Origin of the sequence: Microbacterium sp. NPDC028030 (assembly GCF_040637855.1) — a bacterium.
Classification (GTDB): domain Bacteria; phylum Actinomycetota; class Actinomycetes; order Actinomycetales; family Microbacteriaceae; genus Microbacterium.
Genome location: NZ_JBEZXF010000002.1, coordinates 565,961 through 584,473, shown reverse-complemented (window position 1 = coordinate 584,473; position 18,513 = coordinate 565,961). Strand labels below are relative to the sequence as shown.

The following is an 18,513-nucleotide window of genomic DNA, read 5'->3' as shown; positions in this document are numbered from 1 at the left end:
CCGCGAGGCGTCGTCAGTTCTTGTGGCGCGGCTTGCGGAACGGCTTCTCGTCGCGGCTGTCGCGGGTCGGGCGGTCGTCACGGTCGCGTGGCTCGAAACGGTCACCACGTCCGCCGGAGTCACGGCCGTCGCGCGGACCGCTCCGGCGTGCACCGCCGGGGCCGCGATCGGGCTTGATCTCGATCAGTCGTCCGGAGATGCGCGTGTCCCGCAGCTTCTCGAGCACGGAGCGATCCATGTTCGCGGGAAGCTCGACGATGGAGAAGTCGGGTCGGATGTTGATCGCGCCGAAGTCGTCGCGTCCGAGCCCGCCCTCGTTGGCGAGTGCCCCGACGATCTGACGGGGCTCGACGCGGTGACGGCGGCCGACCTCGATGCGGTAGGCCGCGTAGTCACCGCGTCCGCGGCGCTCCGTGCGCGGCTCGCGGGAGTCCCTGGCGGCGCGTTCTCGCGGGGGCCGGTTGTCGGCCTCGACCGCCTTCGACAGGGGGTCGTCCGCGGGGTCGAGGAGCAACGGCTTGTCGCCCTGCGCCACAACCGCGAGCGCAGCAGCCACGTCGCTTTCGGGGACGTCGTGGTGACGGACGTAGTGGGCGACGATGTCCCGGAAGGCTTCGATGCGGGTGGTCTCCGACAGGGCGGTGGTGATCGCGTCGTCGAAGCGGTTCAGACGTGTGGTGTTCACGTCCTCGGTGCTGGGCAGCTGCATCTGAGTGGGCTGCTGCCGAGTCGCCTTCTCGATGTGCTTCAGGAGGTAGCGCTCGCGCGGGGTGATGAAGCTGATGGCGTCGCCGGAGCGTCCCGCGCGTCCGGTGCGGCCGATGCGGTGCACGTACGACTCGGTGTCGGTGGGGATGTCGAAGTTGACCACGTGGCTGATGCGTTCGACGTCGAGGCCTCGGGCCGCCACATCGGTCGCGACGAGGATGTCGAGCTTGCCGTCCTTGAGCTGGTTGACGCTGCGCTCGCGCTGCACCTGGGGCACATCGCCGTTGATGGCAGCGGCGGAGTACCCGCGTGCACGCAGCTTCTCGGCGAGCGTCTCGGTCTCGTTCTTCGTGCGGACGAAGACGATCATCCCGTCGAAGTTCTCGACCTCGAGGATGCGGGTGAGCGCATCGACCTTCTGCGCATACGACACCACGAGGTAGCGCTGCGTGATGTTCGTGCCGGTCGCGGTCTTCGACTTGATGCTGATCTCTTCCGGGTCGCGAAGGTACTTCTGCGCGAGGCGGCGGATCTGCGGGGGCATCGTCGCGGAGAAGAGGGCGACCTGCTTCTCCTCGGGCGTCTGAGCGAGGATCTGCTCCACGTCTTCCGCGAACCCCATCTTCAGCATCTCGTCGGCTTCGTCGAGCACGAGATACTGCAGCTGCGACAGGTCGAGGGTGCCCTTGGCGAGGTGGTCCATGATGCGACCCGGCGTTCCCACGATCACATGCACCCCGCGGCGCAGGGCCGACAGCTGCACGCCGTAACCCTGCCCGCCGTATACGGGGAGGACGTGCACGCCCTTCATCTTGGAGGCGTAGGACTCGAAGGCCTCGCACACCTGGAGCGCGAGCTCGCGGGTGGGGGCGAGGACGAGGGCCTGCGGCGTCTTCTGCGAGACGTCGAGGCGCTCGAGCACGGGGAGTGCGAACGCCGCGGTCTTGCCGGTTCCGGTCTGCGCCATGCCGACGACATCGCGGCCGGCGAGGAGCGTGGGGATCGTGGCCGCCTGGATGGGCGACGGGGTCTCGTAGCCGAGATCCTTGATGGCTTTGAGGACGGGCCCGGTGATGCCGAGCTCCTCGAATCCGGGGGTCGCGGGGGAGTCGGTCAGCACTGCATCTTCAGGGGTCACTTCCCAAGGGTAGCGCGCGGCGGCGATCGATGCCTGTGAGGGCGTCCTCAGGCGCCTGTCGTCAGGGAGACCAGCTTCTCCTTCACCTGCCGTCGGAGCACCTTGCCGATCAACGACGTGGGGAGCTCATCGACGACGAACACGCGTCGGGGGACCTTGTAGGGCGTCAGGATGCCGCGGGCGAACTCGCGGATCGCTTCCACGTCGACGTCGGTCCCGGCATCCACCACGATCGCGGCGACGACCTCTTCGCCCGAATGCTCGTTGGGCAGGCCGACGACCGCCGCGTCCACGACCTGTGGATGCTGACGCAGCACGTTCTCGACCTCGGTGGGAGCGACGTTGAAGCCGCCGGTGATGATGAGCTCCTTGATGCGATCGACGATCCGCACGAAGCCGGCTTCATCGATCGTGACGATGTCCCCGGTGCGGTACCAGCCGTCGATGAAGACCGCCTCGGTCTCTTCGGGCTTCCCGTAGTAGCCCGAGAAGACCTGCGGGCCTCGGACGACGAGTTCGCCGGCTGATCCCGCCGGAACGTCCTCGCTCGGGTTCTCCGGATCGACGACACGGCACTCGGTGCCCGGCAGGGGGAGCCCGACGGTGCCAGGCACACGGTTGTCGGCGACCGGGTTCGCCATGAGGACGGGCGAGCATTCGCTCAGCCCGTAACCCTCGACGAGGTAGCCGTGCGTCGCCTCTTCGAACGGGATCACCAGTTCGTGCGGCAGCGCCATGGCACCGGAGATCGCGACCTCGATGCCCTCGAGCGACACCCCCTTCGTCTTCGCCGCCGAGAGGAGACGATCGGCGATGGGGGGCACGAGCGGGAGGAACGTGGCGGGGTGCTTCTTCACCACGTCGAGCACGAGGTCGGGATCGAACTTGGGGAAGAGCACGAGTCGCGCCCCCATCGACATCGCGAAGGTGAGGCAGAGAGTGAGTCCATAGGCGTGGAACATCGGTAGGACCGCGTACACGACGCATCCCTTGCCGCGCTGGATCGACGGCACCCAGGCTTGCGCCTGAGCGGCGTTCGCGAGCAGGTTGCGATGCGTGAGCGCCGCACCCTTCGGTGTGCCGGTGGTGCCGGAGGTGTACTGGATGATCGCGAGGTCATCGGTGTGCGGTGTCGGATGTGTCGCGGGCAGCGGTGGGGTCGACAGCAGGGAGTCCCAGGCGATCGTTCCGCGTACCTTCTCGGTGAGCGCTGCACGGGACTCTCGTGCCTTGGCGAGCGGAAGACGAAGCGCGAAGCGCGTGAGGAACGGCATGGCGCGCGTCACGTCGACGGAGATCAGGTTCGTCACGGCCAGGTCGGTCGGGAACTCCTGCACGGTCGATACGACCTTGTTCCAGACGATCGCATGCTTCGCGCCGTGGTCTTCGAACTGCTTGCGGAGTTCGCGCGGCGTATACAGCGGGTTGTGCTCGACGACGACCGCGCCGAGGCGCAGCACCGCGTAGAAGGCCACGATGTGCTGCGGGCAGTTGGGCAGCACGATGGCGACCGGGTCGCCTGGGCGGACCCCGAGGTCGCGCAGGCCCGCCGCAGCGTGGTCGATCGCGGCCTGGAGCTCGGCGTAGGTCGTCTCGCGTCCGAAGAACTGGAGCGCAGGCGCATCGGGGTAGTCGCGTGCGGAGGCGGCGACGATGTCGACCAGCGACCCCTCGACAGGTGGAAGGTCGTCGGGGACTCCGGCGGCGTAGCTGGCGATCCAGGGGCGAGGGGGGTGGAACGTGCTCACCCGCCCAGCATAGGACGACCGTGATGAGGACTCGGGAGTTCGGGGCACGCCAACTAGACTGGAGGAGTGTCTGAAATCACCCCTGATCTTGTGCGCCATCTCGGCGTGCTCGCGCGCATCCAGCTGAACGACGACGAGGTGACGCGGCTCACGGGCCAGCTCGACGCCATCGTCGACAACATCGCGAAGGTGTCGGAGGTCGCCACCGCCGACGTCGCAGCGACGAGTCATCCGATCCCGCTGAGCAACGTGTTCCGGCCCGATGTGGTCGGCCAGACGCTCTCGCACGAGCAGGTGCTCCAGAACGCCCCGGATGCCGCCGACGGCCGTTTCCGTGTGACAGCGATCCTGGGAGAAGAGCAGTGAGCGACATCATCCGGCTGAACGCGTCCGACCTGGCGGCGAAGCTCGCTGCCGGCGAGGTGTCGAGCGTCGAAGCCACGCAGGCGCACCTCGACCGCATCGCCGCCGTCGACGGTGACGTCCACGCGTTCCTCCACGTCAACGAAGGGGCGCTCGACGCCGCCGCTGCCATCGACGCCCGCCGCGCAGCCGGTGAGGCTCTCGGTCCGCTCGCGGGTGTGCCGCTCGCGATCAAGGACGTCCTCGTCACGACGGATCAGCCGACGACGAGCGGCTCGCGCATCCTCGAGGGCTACCGTTCGCCTTACGACGCCACCGTCGTCGCGAGGTCGCGTGCCGCCGGCATGATCCCTCTCGGCAAGACCAACATGGACGAGTTCGCCATGGGGTCCTCGACCGAGCACTCCGCCTACGGCCCCACGCACAACCCGTGGGATCTCGATCGCATCCCGGGCGGTTCCGGCGGAGGCTCTGCTGCCGCGGTCGCGGCGTTCGAGGCTCCGCTGGCGCTGGGCTCCGACACGGGCGGGTCCATCCGTCAGCCCGCCCACGTCACCGGAACCGTCGGCGTCAAGCCCACCTACGGCGGCGTGAGCCGCTACGGCGCGATCGCACTCGCCTCCAGCCTCGACCAGGTCGGCCCGGTCTCGCGAACCGTCCTGGATTCCGGACTGCTTCATGACGCGATCGCCGGGCACGACCCGAAGGACTCCACGTCGCTCACCGACGCCTGGCCGTCGTTCGCAGAAGCTGCTCGTGAGGGAGCGCGCGGAGACGTGCTCAAGGGACTCAAGGTCGGCGTGATCCGCGAGCTCCCGGACAGCGGGTTCCAGCCCGGTGTGGCGGCATCCTTCCGCAGTGCCCTGGCGCTCATGGAGGCGCAGGGAGCCGAGATCGTCGAGATCGGCGCACCGCACTTCGAGTACGGAGTGGCCGCGTACTACCTGATCCTGCCCGCGGAGGCGTCGAGCAACCTCGCCAAGTTCGACTCCGTGCGCTTCGGCCTCCGGGTCACACCGGAGGGGAACCCGACCGTTGAGGACGTCATGTCCGCGACGCGCGACGCCGGCTTCGGCGACGAGGTCAAGCGCCGCATCATCCTCGGCACGTACGCCCTCTCCGCGGGGTATTACGATGCCTACTACGGCAGCGCCCAGAAGGTCCGCACGCTCATCCAGCAGGACTTCGCGAACGCCTTCGCCGAGGTCGACGTGATCGCGACGCCCTCGGCACCGACCACGGCGTTCAAGCTCGGCGAGAAGATCGACGACCCGCTGCAGATGTACCTCAACGACATCACCACGATCCCTGTGAACCTCGCCGGCGTGCCGGGCATCTCGATTCCCAGCGGTCTCGCCGAGGAGGACGGCCTGCCTGTCGGTATCCAGTTCATCGCTCCGGCTCGTGAGGATGCCCGTCTCTACAGGGTCGGCGCCGCACTCGAGACGCTGCTCGTCGACTCGTGGGGTGCGCCGCTGCTCACCCGTGCACCGCAGCTCGCAGGAGGGAACCGCTGATGGCCGCCGCCAAGCTCATGGACTTCGACAAGGCGCTCGAGCTGTTCGAGCCGGTCCTCGGATTCGAGGTGCACGTCGAGCTCAACACCAACACGAAGATGTTCTCCGACGCGCCGAACCCGGCCAACGAGGCGTATCACGCGGCTGAGCCGAACACCCTCATCGCTCCGGTCGACCTCGGCCTGCCCGGCTCGCTGCCCGTGGTGAACGAGACCGCGATCCGCTCATCGATCAGCCTGGGCCTCGCGCTCGGCTGCTCGATCGCGGAGTCGAGCCGGTTCGCCCGGAAGAACTACTTCTACCCCGACCTCGGCAAGAACTACCAGATCTCGCAGTACGACGAGCCGATCGCGTACGAGGGCTCCGTCCAGGTCGAGCTGGAGGACGGCACGCTCATCACGATCCCGATCGAGCGCGCGCACATGGAGGAGGACGCCGGCAAGCTGACCCACATGGGCGGCGCGACCGGACGCATCCAGGGCGCCGAGTACTCGCTCGTCGACTACAACCGTGCCGGCGTCCCACTGGTCGAGATCGTGACGAAGACGATCTTCGGCACCGAGCACCGAGCCCCGGAGGTCGCGAAGGCCTATGTGCAGGCGATCCGCGACATCGTGCGCGGTCTCGGCATCTCCGAAGCGCGTCTGGAGCGGGGCAACCTCCGCTGCGACGCGAACGTCTCGCTGCGCCCCCGCGGGCAGGAGAAGCTCGGAACGCGGACCGAGACGAAGAACGTCAACTCCATGCGCTCGGTCGAGCGCGCCGTACGGTACGAGATCCAGCGTCAGGCGCAGATCCTCGCGGACGGCGGCACGATCACGCAGGAGACGCGGCACTGGCACGAGGACACGGGCACGACCTCTCCCGGGCGCCCGAAGTCGGATGCCGACGACTACCGGTACTTCCCCGAGCCGGACCTGCTGCCGGTCGAGCCGCCGGCCGAACTGGTCGCCGAGCTGCGCGCGGCCCTTCCGGAGCAGCCTGTCGCTCGTCGACGCCGTCTGATGACCGAATGGGGTTTCACCGACCTGGAGTTCCAGGATGTGCGCAACGGCGGACTGCTCGAGGTGGTCGAGGCCACCATCCTCGCCGGTGCGACCCCGGCCACCGCGCGCAAGTGGTGGACCGGAGAGATCAGTCGTCTGGCCAACACCCAGGAGAAGGACGCGACCGACCTCATCAGCCCGGAGAACGTCGCGGCGTTGCAGACGCTCGTCGAGGCAGGAACGCTGACCGACAAGCTCGCCCGTCAGGTCCTCGAAGGTGTGATCGCGGGCGAAGGGACTCCGCAGGAGGTCGTGGACGCACGTGGTCTGGCCGTGGTCTCGGACGACGGCGCACTGATCGCTGCGATCGACGATGCACTCGCGGCACAGCCCGATGTCATGGCCAAGATCAAGGACGGCAAGGTGCAGGCGGCCGGGGCCGTCATCGGCGCGGTCATGAAGGCGATGAAGGGTCAGGCGGATGCCGCCCGCGTGCGTGAGCTCATTCTCGAGCGCGCCGCCCAGTAGCGCGCCACCCCGGGCCTCATGTCCGAGGCCCGGGGGAGAATGGTCCGATGGGACACGGTGACGGACGCGGGCGGATAGTCTCCGTCGCCGACGCCGATGACGCCGGTACCCGCATCCTGCACGTCGACATGGATGCGTTCTATGCGGCCGTCGAGGTCCTCGACGATCCGACGCTTCGCGGTCTGCCCCTGATCATCGGTGCGCCCGACGGCAGGTCGGTCGTCTCCAGTGCGTCCTACGAAGCGCGGCGTTACGGGGTGCGCGCAGCGATGCCCGTCTCGCAGGCGCTGAGGCTGTGTCCCTCCGCTCGTGTCGTCCCTCCGCACTTCCACCGCTACCAGGAGGTGTCGCAGCAGGTGATGGCGATCTTCGAATCGTTCACGCCGTTGGTCGAGCCGTTGTCTGTCGACGAGGCGTTCCTCGACGTGCAGGGTGTGAGGCGGCTGTGGGGGAGTCCGGCTCGTATCGCGGAGCTGATCCGCGAAAGGGTGCGCGACGAGGTCGGGATCACCTGCAGTGTCGGCGTCGCGGCGACGAAGCACGTGGCGAAGATGGCCTCGACGATCGCGAAGCCTGACGGGATGCTCGTCGTCGCGGGGAGTGCGACCCTCGACTTCCTGGCGCCTCGACCGGTCCGAGCCATGTGGGGAGTGGGGCCGAAGGCGGCGGAGGCTCTGGACGCGCGCGGCATCCGCACGGTGCAAGACGTTCGTGATGCCCCGCGTGACATGATCGATCGCGCCGTGGGCCCGGCGCTCGGCGCACGTCTCGTGCAGCTCGCGCGGGGAGAGGACGCTCGCGTCGTCGACACCCAGAGGGTGGAGAAGAGCATCGGCCATGAAGAGACCTTCGATCAGGACGTCGTCGATCGCACGTTCCTCCGCGCCGAGCTTCTCCGGCTTGCTGATCGTGTGGCCGCGCGGCTGAGGCGGGCGGAGTGGGAGACGTCGACTGTCGCCATCAAGATCCGTTTCGATGACTTCCGCACGCTCAGTCGATCGCAGACACTGAGCGAGCCGACGGCGGTCGGTCAGCGCATCGGAGAGGCCGCGCAATCCCTTTTCGAGCAGATCGACAGGCGTGATCCGGTGCGCCTGGTCGGCGTCCGCGCCGAGAATCTGCGTCCGGCAGGCGGTGGCGGGATGGGACTCTGGGACGATGACGAGGACTGGCGCAGGGTCGAGGGTGCGGTCGATGAGGCCGTCGCCCGATTCGGCTCCGCGACGATCAGTCGCGCGCGGCACATCGGCCGCGGAGACGGCCGGGGCGCGGCGCAGCATCCGAAGGCGCACGGTCTGGATTGATCCCCCGAGGGCTGCGTTCCTCGACTACCGTGGGGGTATGCCGAACATTGCACTGGAACTCGGACAGCAGGCCGCGGCCTTCGGCGTGAAGAGCGCATACGGAGAGCCTCAAGACGTCGACGGGGTGAGCGTGACGCCGGTCGCGTTCACGTACTCCGGGTTCGGCGGCGGAAGCGGTGAGGGCGGAGAAGGCGGCGGAGGTGGCGGTGTCTCCGTCCCGGTCGGGGTGTATGTCCGGCGGGAAGAAGGCCTGCGCTTCGAACCCAACATCGTCACGCTGCTCGTGGTCGCTGTGCCGTTCGTCTGGGTCGCCGGGCGAGCTCTGTCACGCATCATCCGTGCCCTCAAGAAGTGACGACCCGGTCGCGACGGCGCTCGAGCATGCTGCCGCGCTGATCGAGCAGGACGTCCGCGCGGTCGCCGCTGCGAACCCCGTCGTCCTGATCGACGGGGGCAGCGGGGCCGGAAAGTCCTCGCTTGCTGCGCGGCTCGTGCGCCGCTGGCCCGTCCTCGGGCACGTGCAGCTGATCGCTCTCGATTCGCTCTACCCCGGTTGGGACGGCCTGGACGATGGTGCGGAGCGCGCCCTCGAATGGATTCTGCGTCCGCACGGTCGAGGGTACCTCGGCACGTGGCGGCGCTGGGATTGGGAGGCACACGAGGAGGCGGAGAGCCATGCCGTCGATCCTGCCCTCGGAGTGATCGTCGAGGGCAGCGGCATCCTGCGTCCATCGACGGCGGCCCTCGCCGATGTCCGCGTGTGGGTGGAGTCTGCGGAGGAGTCTCGCAAGGCACGTGCTCTCACACGAGACGGCGACACCTACCGCCCGCACTGGGAAAGGTGGGCGGCTCAGGAACGCCGTCACATCGAGCGCGACGATCCGCGGGCGCTGGCGACGAGGATCGTCGAGGTTCCCTAGCGGTCTTCACTGCCGAGGCCATCTGCCTCGTCAGCGGCCTGGATGATCATCTCCAGGCGGTAGCCCACCCATTCGTACACCTCATGGGGCCCGGATTCTCCGGCGTCCTCGTCATCCGTGATCCCGAGCCGCGTGGCGATCACCAGGCGAATGGCAGTGAGTGTCCGAAGCCAGGCGTCGATGCTGGCGGGGGAGATCAGAACCTCGCGTGCGCTCATCGCCTCCTTCTCCGTGAGCTGGTCGACGCCGGACGCGAAGTCATCGAGTGCGGCCCGTGCCTCGCGGGCGTCAGCCAGACGGCGATCGAGGAGATCATCGCGCGTCGCGTCCGCGAACTGGCTCGCGGCCTCGGAGTCCTCCGGATACGGGCTCGGGGTCAACCGTCCGATGGCCGGGTCGTCCGTTTCCCGCGACCCGTCGACCAGCTCGATGAAGTCGTCGATCAGGCGCGCCAGGTGGATCTCCTCGATCAACGTCATGCGCGTGACGAGAGTGCCCGCGGTCATTGCGGCGCCTTTCGCAGTGTCGCCCAGAGGCCGAAGTCGTGCATCGCCTGAGCATGCACCTCCATGGTCTCTCGCGGTCCCGAGGCGACGATCGCGTGGCCTTCATGATGGACGGCGAGCATCAGGGCGGTGGCTCGATCGAGGGAGTATCCGAAGTAGGTCCGGAAGACGCGGACGACATAGCTCATGAGGTTGACGGGGTCGTTCCACACGACGACCTGCCATGGCTCCAGCGGCGCCGCGCTGAGATCTGTGTGCTCGGAGAGGTCCGGGACGGCCGTCGGCGACATCATGCCCAGCCCATCTCGTGCAGCTGCTCGTCGTCGATACCGTAGAAATGAGCGATCTCATGGACCAGCGTCGTATGGATCTCGTCCCTGAGCTCGTCCTCGGTCTCGCACTGCGCCAGGTGGGGTTCGCGATAGACGACGATCCGGTCAGGGAGCTCTCCCATGCCGTACTGCGTCCGTTCCGTGAGCGCCAGGCCGTCGTACAGTCCGAGCAGATCCAGGCTTCCGTCCTCCGGGCGATCCTCGACGACGAACACGACGTTCTCCAACCCTTCGACCATGTCATCGGGCAAGCGGTCGAGTTCGTCGATCACGATTTCCTCGAAGGCGGCGGTATCGATCTCCATCTCTCCCAGCCTAGAGCCGGACACTCGACATCGTGACTGTTCAGTGGAGAAGAACGAGGATGCCCGCAACGGCGATGAACAGAACGCCGAAGACGGTGTTCAGTATCCGCTGACCGCGCGCGGAGCGGGTGAGTCGACGGAATGGACGGGCTGCAGCGGCGAAGAATCCCCACATCACGATCACGTCCACGACGATGACCGTGGCGATCAGGGTGAGGTACTGGGGGACCGGCGGTTGATCCAGGCGGATGAACTGCGGGATGAATGCGAGGAAGAAGACGATCGCCTTGGGGTTCAGCAGGTTGACCCAGAATCCTCTGCGGATCATCGACCAGTGGCTCTCCCTGGAGTCGATGGGAACGTCACCGTCGTCCACGTCGGCGACGGGTCGGGTGAGGATGAGGCGGATGCCGAGGAACACGAGATAGGCGGCGCCGGCGTAACGGATCGCGTTGAAGAGGAACTCGGAGCGCGATACGAGAAGCCCGACTCCGGCAGCGACGATCGCCACGTGCACCACGAGGGCGATCTGTTGTCCGATGATGCCCCAGATGGAGCGGCGCCATCCCTGGTTCAGGGCATTGGACATGGTGTTGATCGCACCCGCGCCGGGGGTGAAGCTGATCACGACGCTCGCGGTCAGCAGGGAGAACCAGACCGCAAGTGACACCTCGTAAGTCTAGGGGAGCGGCAGGGCCGGGCCCTTCATCGCCCTGGGTGCGGAGAAGGCCCGAACCTTGCGATTCGGGCCTTCTCTGAGAGGGTGAGTAACGGGACTCGAACCCGCGACATCCGGCACCACAAGCCAGCGCTCTACCAGCTGAGCTATACCCACCATGTGCCCGCCGGAGCAGGCAACCATACGAGTCTATTACATGTTCGGAGTGAACTCGGACACCGTGCGCGCGGCGATCTCGCGTGCGTCGTCGCTCGAGGGACCGGGCTCGTCGACGAACACGGCTTCGCGGTAGTAGCGCAGTTCGCGGATCGACTCGAGGATATCGGCGAGAGCGCGATGCCCTCCGTCTTTGAGCGGCGCCTGGAAGAAGACCCGCGGGTACCAACGTCGAGACAACTCCTTGATGCTGGAGACGTCTACGTTCCGGTAGTGGAGCCACTGGTCGATCTTCGGCATGTACTTGGCGAGGAACATGCGATCAGTGCCGATCGTGTTGCCCGCCAACGGCGCCTTCCGCTCCATGGGTACGAAACGCCGGATGTAGGCGAGCGTCTCCGCTTCTGCCTCTTCGAGGGAGACCCCGTGCGGGATCTCTGTGATCAGTCCCGACGTCTCGTGCATCTTCGTGACGAAGTCGTTCATGTTTGCGAGTGCGGTGTCATTGGGGCGGATGACCACTTGGAAACCGGGATCGACGGGGCGGAGTTCGAAGTCCGTGATGACGACGGCGATCTCGACGAGCTCGTCGACTGCCAGATCGAGCCCCGTCATCTCGCAGTCGATCCAGACGAGACGATCATTGTCGGACGCAGATACCATCTCGCCATACTATCGACGGCTCCGACATCGACCGCCGTGGCTGCAGTGCTCACGCGGCCCGCACGCCGGTCGGTCTCGGTCGCGGCACGCTCAGGGACGCGGAAGACCCCCACCTGGCCGCCGGGGCCGGGCAGGGGTCGAACGCATGTGCGCGGCATCCCGCGAGTTCGAGGAAGCGCCTCAGGGAACGCGCGCTCCCGAGGTCTTCTCGCTGAGGAACTCCGCCGACAGCGTCGTGTTGACGTAGGTGGGCGTGAGCGCCCCGCCCGCGCTCGGATAGAGCCACACGACGGGGAGCTGCGCAATGTTCGCTGCGCCGTTGAGGATCCCCGCGTGCGTGTACTCGACGATGCCGGACGTCCCCTCTGCGGGCAGCGGTCCCACGCGAACCCAGCCGTTCAGATTCCGCTCCTCGATGCGGTAGCTCGTCGGAGTGCTCACTCCGCTGCCCGCGCCCCACTGGATCGTGACGCTCACGACGCCCGACGTGTACTTTCCGGCGTCCGCGACATCGCCAGTGTCGGGGTCGAGAACGTTGAACCCCACGCTCTGGGCGACGTTGATCTGTACCCGGTTCGGCTGCGAGACCGTCCACGTTCCCACGGATGTCGACCCCTGCCACTCCGATAGACCGCCACCGGGCGCTGCCTGTGGCGGGATGGGCCCGCTCGCGGCGGCAAGCGGCGTCGCGACAGCCAGAGCTACGACGGGAACCGACCATGCGGCCCCCTTGACGATCGTCCTCCTGCTCACGCCAGAATGCTGCGCATTGTTGTCTACCACCGGATCACGTTTCCTCTCGTTCCGGACGACCCAGACGTCGTCCACGAGAAAGGAGTCAGAGGGGGAGGAGAAGTGACGCGAGAGTCATTCCGGTGGAGGCGGTGGCTGGGACAGGAGCGCTGCGGCGGATGAGAGTCCCCCCGACGGCTCTCGGACATCGAGGGGATCCCACGTGACCGGCACAACCTGCGTGGAGTGTCCCCTCGGCGCGACTCGAACGCGCAACCGACGGATTAGAAGGCCGTTGCTCTATCCATTGAGCTACGAGGGGGCGGCATCTAGGGTACCCGCCTCCTCCATGTCTCCGGAACCCGGAGCGGACCGACACTCGCTGCGCGCCCCGGGGTACCGCAAAGACGTGACAGCCTCAGCAGTAGCGGAGGGCGGCCACAGCATCGTCGGCGTTCCAGAACTCGCCGATGACGCGGAAGCGGCTCGTGGCGAGATGCAGACGCTCTGCGCGGTATCGGAGCCCCAGGGGGTGGGCGACGATGCGCAGGTGCCCCAGCACGTGCTCCCTCCTGTCCTGCACTCGCCAGAGGTGATCAGCCGCGCGGACGAGGTGCTCGCCGGCGGTCGCGAGGCGAGGCGTGGCGTAGGGCACCTCAGGGAGAGACGTGATCAGGTTGTCGGACATCGGAACTCCTTTCCTGGTTCGAACGTATGACCGACCACCGACATTGGGGCGTTCTCCTCGACACGCGCGCTGACCTTCCTTTTCTGCACCGTTCGGCGCTCCCACGGACTGTCCACGGAACGCGGGAAACAGCCGCCGCGGTCGCTCTCGTGTGCTGCAGGCTGGGGCGACCCGGACGACTGCTGCTCCGGTCACCGAAAGGACAAGACATGATCGACACCCTCACCATCGTGGGACGGGTCGCCACGGACCCGACGCAGGCGCAGACGGCGGGAGGCGTGCCCGTCACGAACTTCCGCGTCGCGAGCACGCACCGACGATTCGATGCCGCAACCCAGGAATGGTCGGACTCCGGGACCAACTGGTTCTCGGTTGCCGCGTTCCGGCAGCTGGGCGAGAACGCGAAGGCCTCGCTGCGCACGGGAGACAGCGTGATCGTCACCGGGCGGCTGAAGATCCGCGATTGGGAGAGCAACGGCAGACACGGCACCAGCGTCGACATCGAGGCCGACGCCATCGGGCATGATCTGCGGTGGGGTACGACGGCCTATCGACCGCGGCCGCGATCGACCAACAGCGAGCCGGATGCCGCACGGAGCTCCGCAGCGACCGTCGCGGTTCAGGAGACCGCGGACGACACGCAGAGGCCCGAGGGCGAGGAACCGGATACCACGCCGCTCGCCCTGTCGTGGGAGCATCCGGCGCCGATCACGGAATCGCGGTGAGGTGCCGGGGATTCCACCCGCGACGAGCACATGCGACAGCCCCTCCCTGCATCCGAGCCACAGCGCCGACGTAGACTCGGCTCGTGCCTCGTCGATCGGTCTTCTCGCCGGCGCGTACGGTCGGTGTCTTCGCCGTCTCGGTCGCCGCCCTCGCTCTGCTGTCCGGCTGCACATCGGGGGAGCCGTCCGTCTCGGCCTCGCCGACGTCCGCGGTGTCGCCCAGCCCAGCACCCTCCGCGCCCGCTGGACCGGTGCTGGTACCCGACGGCACCGCGGAGGAGAACCTCCCGTTGTTCACCGCGATCGCCGAGGGGATCTGGACGACCGATCAGCGAGGGTCGGGGCGCGCCTACATCGATGCTCTGATCGGGGCCGGCTTCGATCGCGAGGCGATGCAGGTGACGCAGGACCGGTCGACGGTCGGGAATCCGGCCGAGAGCTTGCAGTTCTCGGTGCGCTGGGGAGAGACCGAGTGTCTTGTCGGACAAGTGGGGCCTTCCACGGGCCAGGTGGTCGCGAAGGTCCTGCCGCAGCTCGCGGAAGGGCGCTGCCTCGTCGGCACCACGCGACCGATCGACTGGTGACACGACGCGAGGCCGGTAGGCTGGAGTGTCGATCTTCGACGCCAACAGAAGGAGCGGTTTCGGTGGCTGAGTACATCTACTCGATGGTGCGTGCGCGCAAGGCAGTGGGCGAGAAGCTCATCCTCGACGACGTCACCATGGCGTTCCTGCCCGGAGCCAAGATCGGCATGGTCGGTCCGAACGGCGCGGGCAAGTCGACGATCCTCAAGATCATGGCCGGACTCGACACCCCTTCCAACGGCGAGGCGAAGCTGTCGCCCGGGTTCACCGTCGGCATCCTGATGCAGGAGCCCGAGCTCGACGAGACCAAGACCGTCCTCGAGAACATCCAGGACGGGATCGCGATCAAGGCCAAGGTCGACCGTTTCAACGAGATCTCCGCACTCATGGCCGACCCTGAGGCAGACTTCGACGCCCTGCTCGCCGAGATGGGTTCGCTGCAGGAGGAGATCGACGCGGCCGACGGCTGGGATCTCGACTCACAGCTCGAGCAGGCGATGGATGCGCTCCGCACGCCTCCGGGAGACGCAGCGATCGCACCTCTCTCGGGTGGTGAGAAGCGTCGCGTCGCTTTGGCGAAGCTGCTCCTGCAGAAGCCGGACCTGCTGCTCCTCGACGAGCCGACCAACCACCTCGACGCCGAGAGCGTGCTCTGGCTCGAGCAGCATCTGCAGGCGTACAAGGGTGCTGTCATCGCGATCACCCACGACCGGTACTTCCTCGACCACGTCGCCGAGTGGATCGCCGAAGTCGACCGTGGTCGCCTCATCGGCTATGAGGGCAACTACTCCACATATCTGGAGAAGAAGGGCGAGCGCCTCGAGATCCAGGGCAAGAAGGACGCGAAACTCGCCAAGCGCCTCAAAGAGGAGCTCGAGTGGGTCCGCTCCAGCGCCAAGGGCCGCCAGACGAAGTCGAAGGCCCGTCTCGCCCGGTACGAGGAGATGGCGTCCGAGGCGGAACGCACCAGGAAGCTCGACTTCGAGGAGATCCAGATCCCCGCGGGTCCGCGTCTCGGCAACGTGGTGATCGAGGCCAAGAACCTGAAGAAGGGGTTCGACGGCCGCTCGCTCATCGACGGACTGAGCTTCAGCCTGCCGCCGAACGGCATCGTCGGCGTCATCGGCCCGAACGGTGTGGGTAAGACCACGCTCTTCAAGACCATCGTGGGGCTGGAGCCGCTCGACGGCGGCGACCTGAAGATCGGCGAGACGGTCAAGATCAGCTACGTCGACCAGTCGCGCTCGAACATCGATCCCGACAAGACGCTGTGGGAGGTCGTGTCCGACGGACTCGACTACATCACGGTCGGCAAGACCGAGATCCCGTCGCGTGCCTATGTGTCTAAGTTCGGATTCAAGGGACCCGACCAGCAGAAGAAGGCCGGCGTCCTGTCCGGTGGTGAGCGCAACCGTCTCAACCTCGCACTGACGCTGAAAGAGGGCGGCAACCTGCTGCTTCTCGACGAGCCGACGAACGACCTCGATGTCGAGACACTGAGCTCGCTCGAGAACGCGCTGCTCGAGTTCCCCGGTTGCGCTGTGGTCATCACGCACGACCGGTGGTTCCTCGACCGCATCGCGACGCACATCCTCGCCTATGAAGGCACCGACGAGAAGCCCGACCAGTGGTACTGGTTCGAGGGCAACTTCGAGGCGTACGAGGAGAACAAGATCGAGCGCCTCGGCCCGGACGCTGCGAAGCCGCATCGGTCCACGCACCGCAAGCTGACGCGCGACTGAGGCTGAGGTGTCGAGTTCGACCGGGTCGCGCCTGCACATCCCGATCCACCTCCGCTGGGGTGACCTGGATGCTTTCAACCATGTGAACAACACCTCGATGCTGAAACTCCTCGAGGAGGGTCGTGTCCGGGCTTTCTGGCGGGCAGGGCCGGGCGAAGCGGCACCATCGACGGCCGTGCTCGACTCCGGTATCGACGAAGGCATCCTCACGTTGATCGCACGTCAGGAGATCGAGTACCTCGCGCCGGTGCCGTACCAGCGACGCCCGCTCGAAGTGCAGATGTGGTTCGGCAAGCTCGGCGGCTCCAGCGTCGAAGTCTGCTACGAGGTCCACAACGACCCCACGGCAGAACCCCGACAGCTCTACGCCCGATCGACGGCGATCATCGTCCTGGTCGACGCGCAGACCGGCCGACCAACCCGGCTCACGCAGGAGATGCGTGACGCCTGGGAGCCGTTCGTCGGTCCGCCGATGGAGTACGCCCACCGGTGAAAGCGCTGCCTCGGAGGCGGCGTATGAATCAGGGCTGTTCGTCCGGGACGCGGATCATGATCTCCTGCGCCACGCTCGCGACCAGAGCGCCGTCGCGCGCGTAGATCCGTCCCGTCGCGAGTCCGCGACCACCGCGCGCATTCGGAGACTCCTGCACGTAGAGCAGCCAGTCATCCACCCGCGCGGGTCGATGCCACCACATCGCATGATCGAGGCTGGCGACCTTCAGGCCGGGCAGCGCCCAGTGCACGCCGTGCGCGCGAAGGATCGACTCCTGGATCGTCATGTCGCTGAGGTACGCGAGAGCGGCGCGATGAAGGCGCTGGTCGTCGGGGAGAGGCGCGCGAAGGCGCATCCACACCGCCTGCCGGGCGACGCGCTCATCCGTGCTCGGGCCATACAGGGGAGAGCCGACGTGGCGGATGTCGGCGGCGCGTTCGGCCAGCATGCGGGTGGTGGCCTCTGCGAGGCCTCGCACGCGCTCCTCGTCCGGAGCGAGTTCTTCCGGATCGGGGATGCCCTGCGGCATCGGCTCGGCGTGCTCGACGCCGGGGTCGCCGTCCTGGAACGATGCGATCATCGAGAAGATCGGCACACCGTTCTGATACGCCTGCGTCCGCCTCGTCGAGAACGAACGTCCGTCGTGGATGCGGTCGACGGCGATCGTGATGCCGTGACTCGCGTCGCCGGGCCGCAAGAAGTAGCCGTGCATGGAGTGCACCGCTCGGTCCTCGGGGAGGGTGCGCTCGGCGGCGAGCAGGGTCTGGGCGAGCACCTGGCCGCCGTAGATGCGACCGCTCGGCATCGGGTGCGAGGCGCCCGTGAAGATGTCCTCCGTCGTCCTGGCCTGCGTCGCATCGAGATCGAGGACCTCGAGCAGTCGCTCGACGGTACGGGTGGCGTGATCTGCCGCGCTCATGTGTTCCTCCCCGCGACCGCAGATGCCGCTCGATTGGTAGTTTAGAACGCGTGCCGCATCACCTCCTCCTCGCCGACCCGGATACCGCGAAGGACGTTCTCACTTTCGTCGGGCGGGCGACCAGGATCACCGACGAAGGCGTGCGGCTGCAGGCGGCGAGCGGCGTGCTGGCGCTGACGACCGCAGCCCTCGCGCCGCACGGACTGTTCGACCAGACGCCGACGGTCCTCGCGATGCGCATCGTGCACGCCGACCCCGAACTTCAGTGCGACATCGTCGTGGATCAGCTGTCGACGACCGATGCAGCCGACCAGCTGGTCCTTCCGGACACGGGACTGTCGCCGGCATGGGCAGGGATGGCCCCTCCCCGTGGCGGGTGGCTGCCGGAGGCGACCCTGGCCGCATCGGTCATCGCTCAGCGCGCACAATGGGGGATCTCCGCCGTGGCGCGCGGTGCCGGCGTCGGATCGGGGGAGGAGGCGGTTCGTGCCCTTCGTGCGGCGGTATGGGGCGAGCCGGATGCTGACCTCGGCGGGTTGCCGCGCGGTATCGCCTTCGCCGCCGATGCCATGGGCTTCATCTCCGGAGAGGAGCAGGTGCCGGTGACGCGGTCCGGACGGTGGACGCGGTTGGCGTTCCGTCGAGGCCACGTGCTGGCCCGCGGCCCCGTCGCCTCAGGGTTGACCGGCGTCCGAGACACCGGCGCCTCGGGCTGAAAGGCGTCGCCCGGGTTCGACGCCGCAGGGTCGACGCTCTCCTGCGCAGTGGGACCTCTTC

Annotated in this window: 21 protein-coding genes and 2 tRNA genes; 11 read left to right on the top strand and 12 right to left on the bottom strand. The window is 67.3% G+C overall.

Features of this window, described 5'->3' with window-relative positions:
- Positions 1–13 precede the first annotated feature (13 nt).
- Positions 14–1,846 carry a DEAD/DEAH box helicase gene (locus AB0E56_RS11690; RefSeq protein ID WP_359799093.1) on the bottom strand — a complete coding sequence of 611 codons (1,833 nt, stop codon included), beginning with the start codon at positions 1,844–1,846 and terminating at the stop codon, positions 14–16.
- Between the two features lie 47 nt (positions 1,847–1,893).
- A complete protein-coding gene (locus tag AB0E56_RS11685) occupies positions 1,894–3,594 on the bottom strand; it encodes a long-chain-fatty-acid--CoA ligase (protein WP_359799091.1) in 1,701 nt (566 codons plus the stop codon).
- 66 nt (positions 3,595–3,660) lie between these two features.
- On the opposite strand from AB0E56_RS11685, the gene gatC reads away from it, so the two are divergent.
- Genes gatC through AB0E56_RS11655 form a run of 6 tightly spaced genes read left to right on the top strand, consistent with a single transcriptional unit; the run spans position 3,661 to position 9,212 of the window.
- Positions 3,661–3,960: an Asp-tRNA(Asn)/Glu-tRNA(Gln) amidotransferase subunit GatC gene (gatC, locus tag AB0E56_RS11680; protein WP_359799090.1), complete on the top strand. Its 300-nt coding sequence runs from the start codon at positions 3,661–3,663 to the stop codon at positions 3,958–3,960.
- Positions 3,957–5,474, top strand: coding sequence for an Asp-tRNA(Asn)/Glu-tRNA(Gln) amidotransferase subunit GatA (gatA, locus tag AB0E56_RS11675; RefSeq protein ID WP_359799089.1), 1,518 nt, complete (start codon positions 3,957–3,959; stop codon positions 5,472–5,474). Before gatC ends, gatA begins: the two co-directional genes overlap by 4 nt.
- A complete protein-coding gene (gene gatB / locus AB0E56_RS11670) occupies positions 5,474–6,988 on the top strand; it encodes an Asp-tRNA(Asn)/Glu-tRNA(Gln) amidotransferase subunit GatB (protein WP_359799088.1) in 1,515 nt (504 codons plus the stop codon). The genes gatA and gatB overlap by 1 nt, the downstream gene beginning before the upstream one ends.
- Positions 6,989–7,035: 47 nt before the next feature.
- Positions 7,036–8,292 carry a DNA polymerase IV gene (gene dinB, locus AB0E56_RS11665; RefSeq protein ID WP_359799086.1) on the top strand — a complete coding sequence of 419 codons (1,257 nt, stop codon included), beginning with the start codon at positions 7,036–7,038 and terminating at the stop codon, positions 8,290–8,292.
- A gap of 37 nt (positions 8,293–8,329) precedes the next feature.
- Positions 8,330–8,647 carry a hypothetical protein gene (locus AB0E56_RS11660; protein ID WP_359799084.1) on the top strand — a complete coding sequence of 106 codons (318 nt, stop codon included), beginning with the start codon at positions 8,330–8,332 and terminating at the stop codon, positions 8,645–8,647.
- Complete coding sequence (locus AB0E56_RS11655; RefSeq protein WP_359799083.1) at positions 8,631–9,212, top strand: hypothetical protein; 582 nt, start codon at positions 8,631–8,633, stop codon at positions 9,210–9,212. Before AB0E56_RS11660 ends, AB0E56_RS11655 begins: the two co-directional genes overlap by 17 nt.
- Here AB0E56_RS11655 and AB0E56_RS11650 read toward each other — a convergent pair.
- From AB0E56_RS11650 to AB0E56_RS11610, 9 genes are all read right to left on the bottom strand, one after another.
- The gene (locus tag AB0E56_RS11650) at positions 9,209–9,718 is read right to left on the bottom strand and encodes a DUF2017 family protein (RefSeq protein ID WP_359799082.1); all 510 of its coding nucleotides are present in this window, start codon (positions 9,716–9,718) and stop codon (positions 9,209–9,211) included. The two genes, AB0E56_RS11655 and AB0E56_RS11650, sit on opposite strands and share 4 nt — an antisense overlap.
- Positions 9,715–10,011, bottom strand: coding sequence for an ATP-dependent Clp protease adapter ClpS (clpS, locus tag AB0E56_RS11645; protein WP_359799080.1), 297 nt, complete (start codon positions 10,009–10,011; stop codon positions 9,715–9,717). Before clpS ends, AB0E56_RS11650 begins: the two co-directional genes overlap by 4 nt.
- A complete protein-coding gene (locus AB0E56_RS11640; protein ID WP_359799079.1) occupies positions 10,008–10,355 on the bottom strand; it encodes a metallopeptidase family protein in 348 nt (115 codons plus the stop codon). Before AB0E56_RS11640 ends, clpS begins: the two co-directional genes overlap by 4 nt.
- Before the next feature lie 40 nt (positions 10,356–10,395).
- Positions 10,396–11,025, bottom strand: a complete 630-nt coding sequence (locus tag AB0E56_RS11635) for a LysE family transporter (RefSeq protein WP_359799077.1) — start codon at positions 11,023–11,025, stop codon at positions 10,396–10,398.
- Positions 11,026–11,117: 92 nt separating this feature from the next.
- Positions 11,118–11,190, bottom strand: a tRNA-His gene (locus AB0E56_RS11630).
- A 36-nt stretch (positions 11,191–11,226) separates the two neighbouring features.
- Positions 11,227–11,853 carry an oligoribonuclease gene (orn, locus tag AB0E56_RS11625; RefSeq protein WP_359799075.1) on the bottom strand — a complete coding sequence of 209 codons (627 nt, stop codon included), beginning with the start codon at positions 11,851–11,853 and terminating at the stop codon, positions 11,227–11,229.
- A 180-nt stretch (positions 11,854–12,033) separates the two neighbouring features.
- Positions 12,034–12,606: a hypothetical protein gene (locus tag AB0E56_RS11620; protein ID WP_359799074.1), complete on the bottom strand. Its 573-nt coding sequence runs from the start codon at positions 12,604–12,606 to the stop codon at positions 12,034–12,036.
- Positions 12,607–12,834: 228 nt separating this feature from the next.
- Positions 12,835–12,907 (bottom strand) — tRNA-Arg (locus AB0E56_RS11615).
- Positions 12,908–13,003: 96 nt separating this feature from the next.
- Complete coding sequence (locus AB0E56_RS11610) at positions 13,004–13,273, bottom strand: hypothetical protein (protein ID WP_359799072.1); 270 nt, start codon at positions 13,271–13,273, stop codon at positions 13,004–13,006.
- A gap of 209 nt (positions 13,274–13,482) precedes the next feature.
- Between AB0E56_RS11610 and AB0E56_RS11605 the strand changes: the two genes are divergently transcribed.
- The 4 genes from AB0E56_RS11605 to AB0E56_RS11590 all read left to right on the top strand — a co-directional run bounded on the left by AB0E56_RS11605 (position 13,483) and on the right by AB0E56_RS11590 (position 16,817).
- Positions 13,483–13,998, top strand: coding sequence for a single-stranded DNA-binding protein (locus AB0E56_RS11605; RefSeq protein WP_359799070.1), 516 nt, complete (start codon positions 13,483–13,485; stop codon positions 13,996–13,998).
- Between the two features lie 83 nt (positions 13,999–14,081).
- Positions 14,082–14,582 carry a hypothetical protein gene (locus AB0E56_RS11600; RefSeq protein ID WP_359799069.1) on the top strand — a complete coding sequence of 167 codons (501 nt, stop codon included), beginning with the start codon at positions 14,082–14,084 and terminating at the stop codon, positions 14,580–14,582.
- 62 nt (positions 14,583–14,644) lie between these two features.
- Entirely contained in the window at positions 14,645–16,324 is a 1,680-nt protein-coding gene (gene ettA / locus AB0E56_RS11595; RefSeq protein WP_359799068.1) for an energy-dependent translational throttle protein EttA, read from the top strand.
- A 7-nt stretch (positions 16,325–16,331) separates the two neighbouring features.
- The gene (locus tag AB0E56_RS11590) at positions 16,332–16,817 is read left to right on the top strand and encodes a thioesterase family protein (RefSeq protein ID WP_359799066.1); all 486 of its coding nucleotides are present in this window, start codon (positions 16,332–16,334) and stop codon (positions 16,815–16,817) included.
- A gap of 28 nt (positions 16,818–16,845) precedes the next feature.
- Here AB0E56_RS11590 and AB0E56_RS11585 read toward each other — a convergent pair whose 3' ends face one another.
- A complete protein-coding gene (locus AB0E56_RS11585; protein WP_359799065.1) occupies positions 16,846–17,736 on the bottom strand; it encodes an acyl-CoA thioesterase II in 891 nt (296 codons plus the stop codon).
- Positions 17,737–17,786: 50 nt separating this feature from the next.
- On the opposite strand from AB0E56_RS11585, the gene AB0E56_RS11580 reads away from it, so the two are divergent.
- Positions 17,787–18,452, top strand: a complete 666-nt coding sequence (locus AB0E56_RS11580; RefSeq protein ID WP_359799063.1) for a hypothetical protein — start codon at positions 17,787–17,789, stop codon at positions 18,450–18,452.
- Positions 18,453–18,513 lie beyond the last annotated feature (61 nt).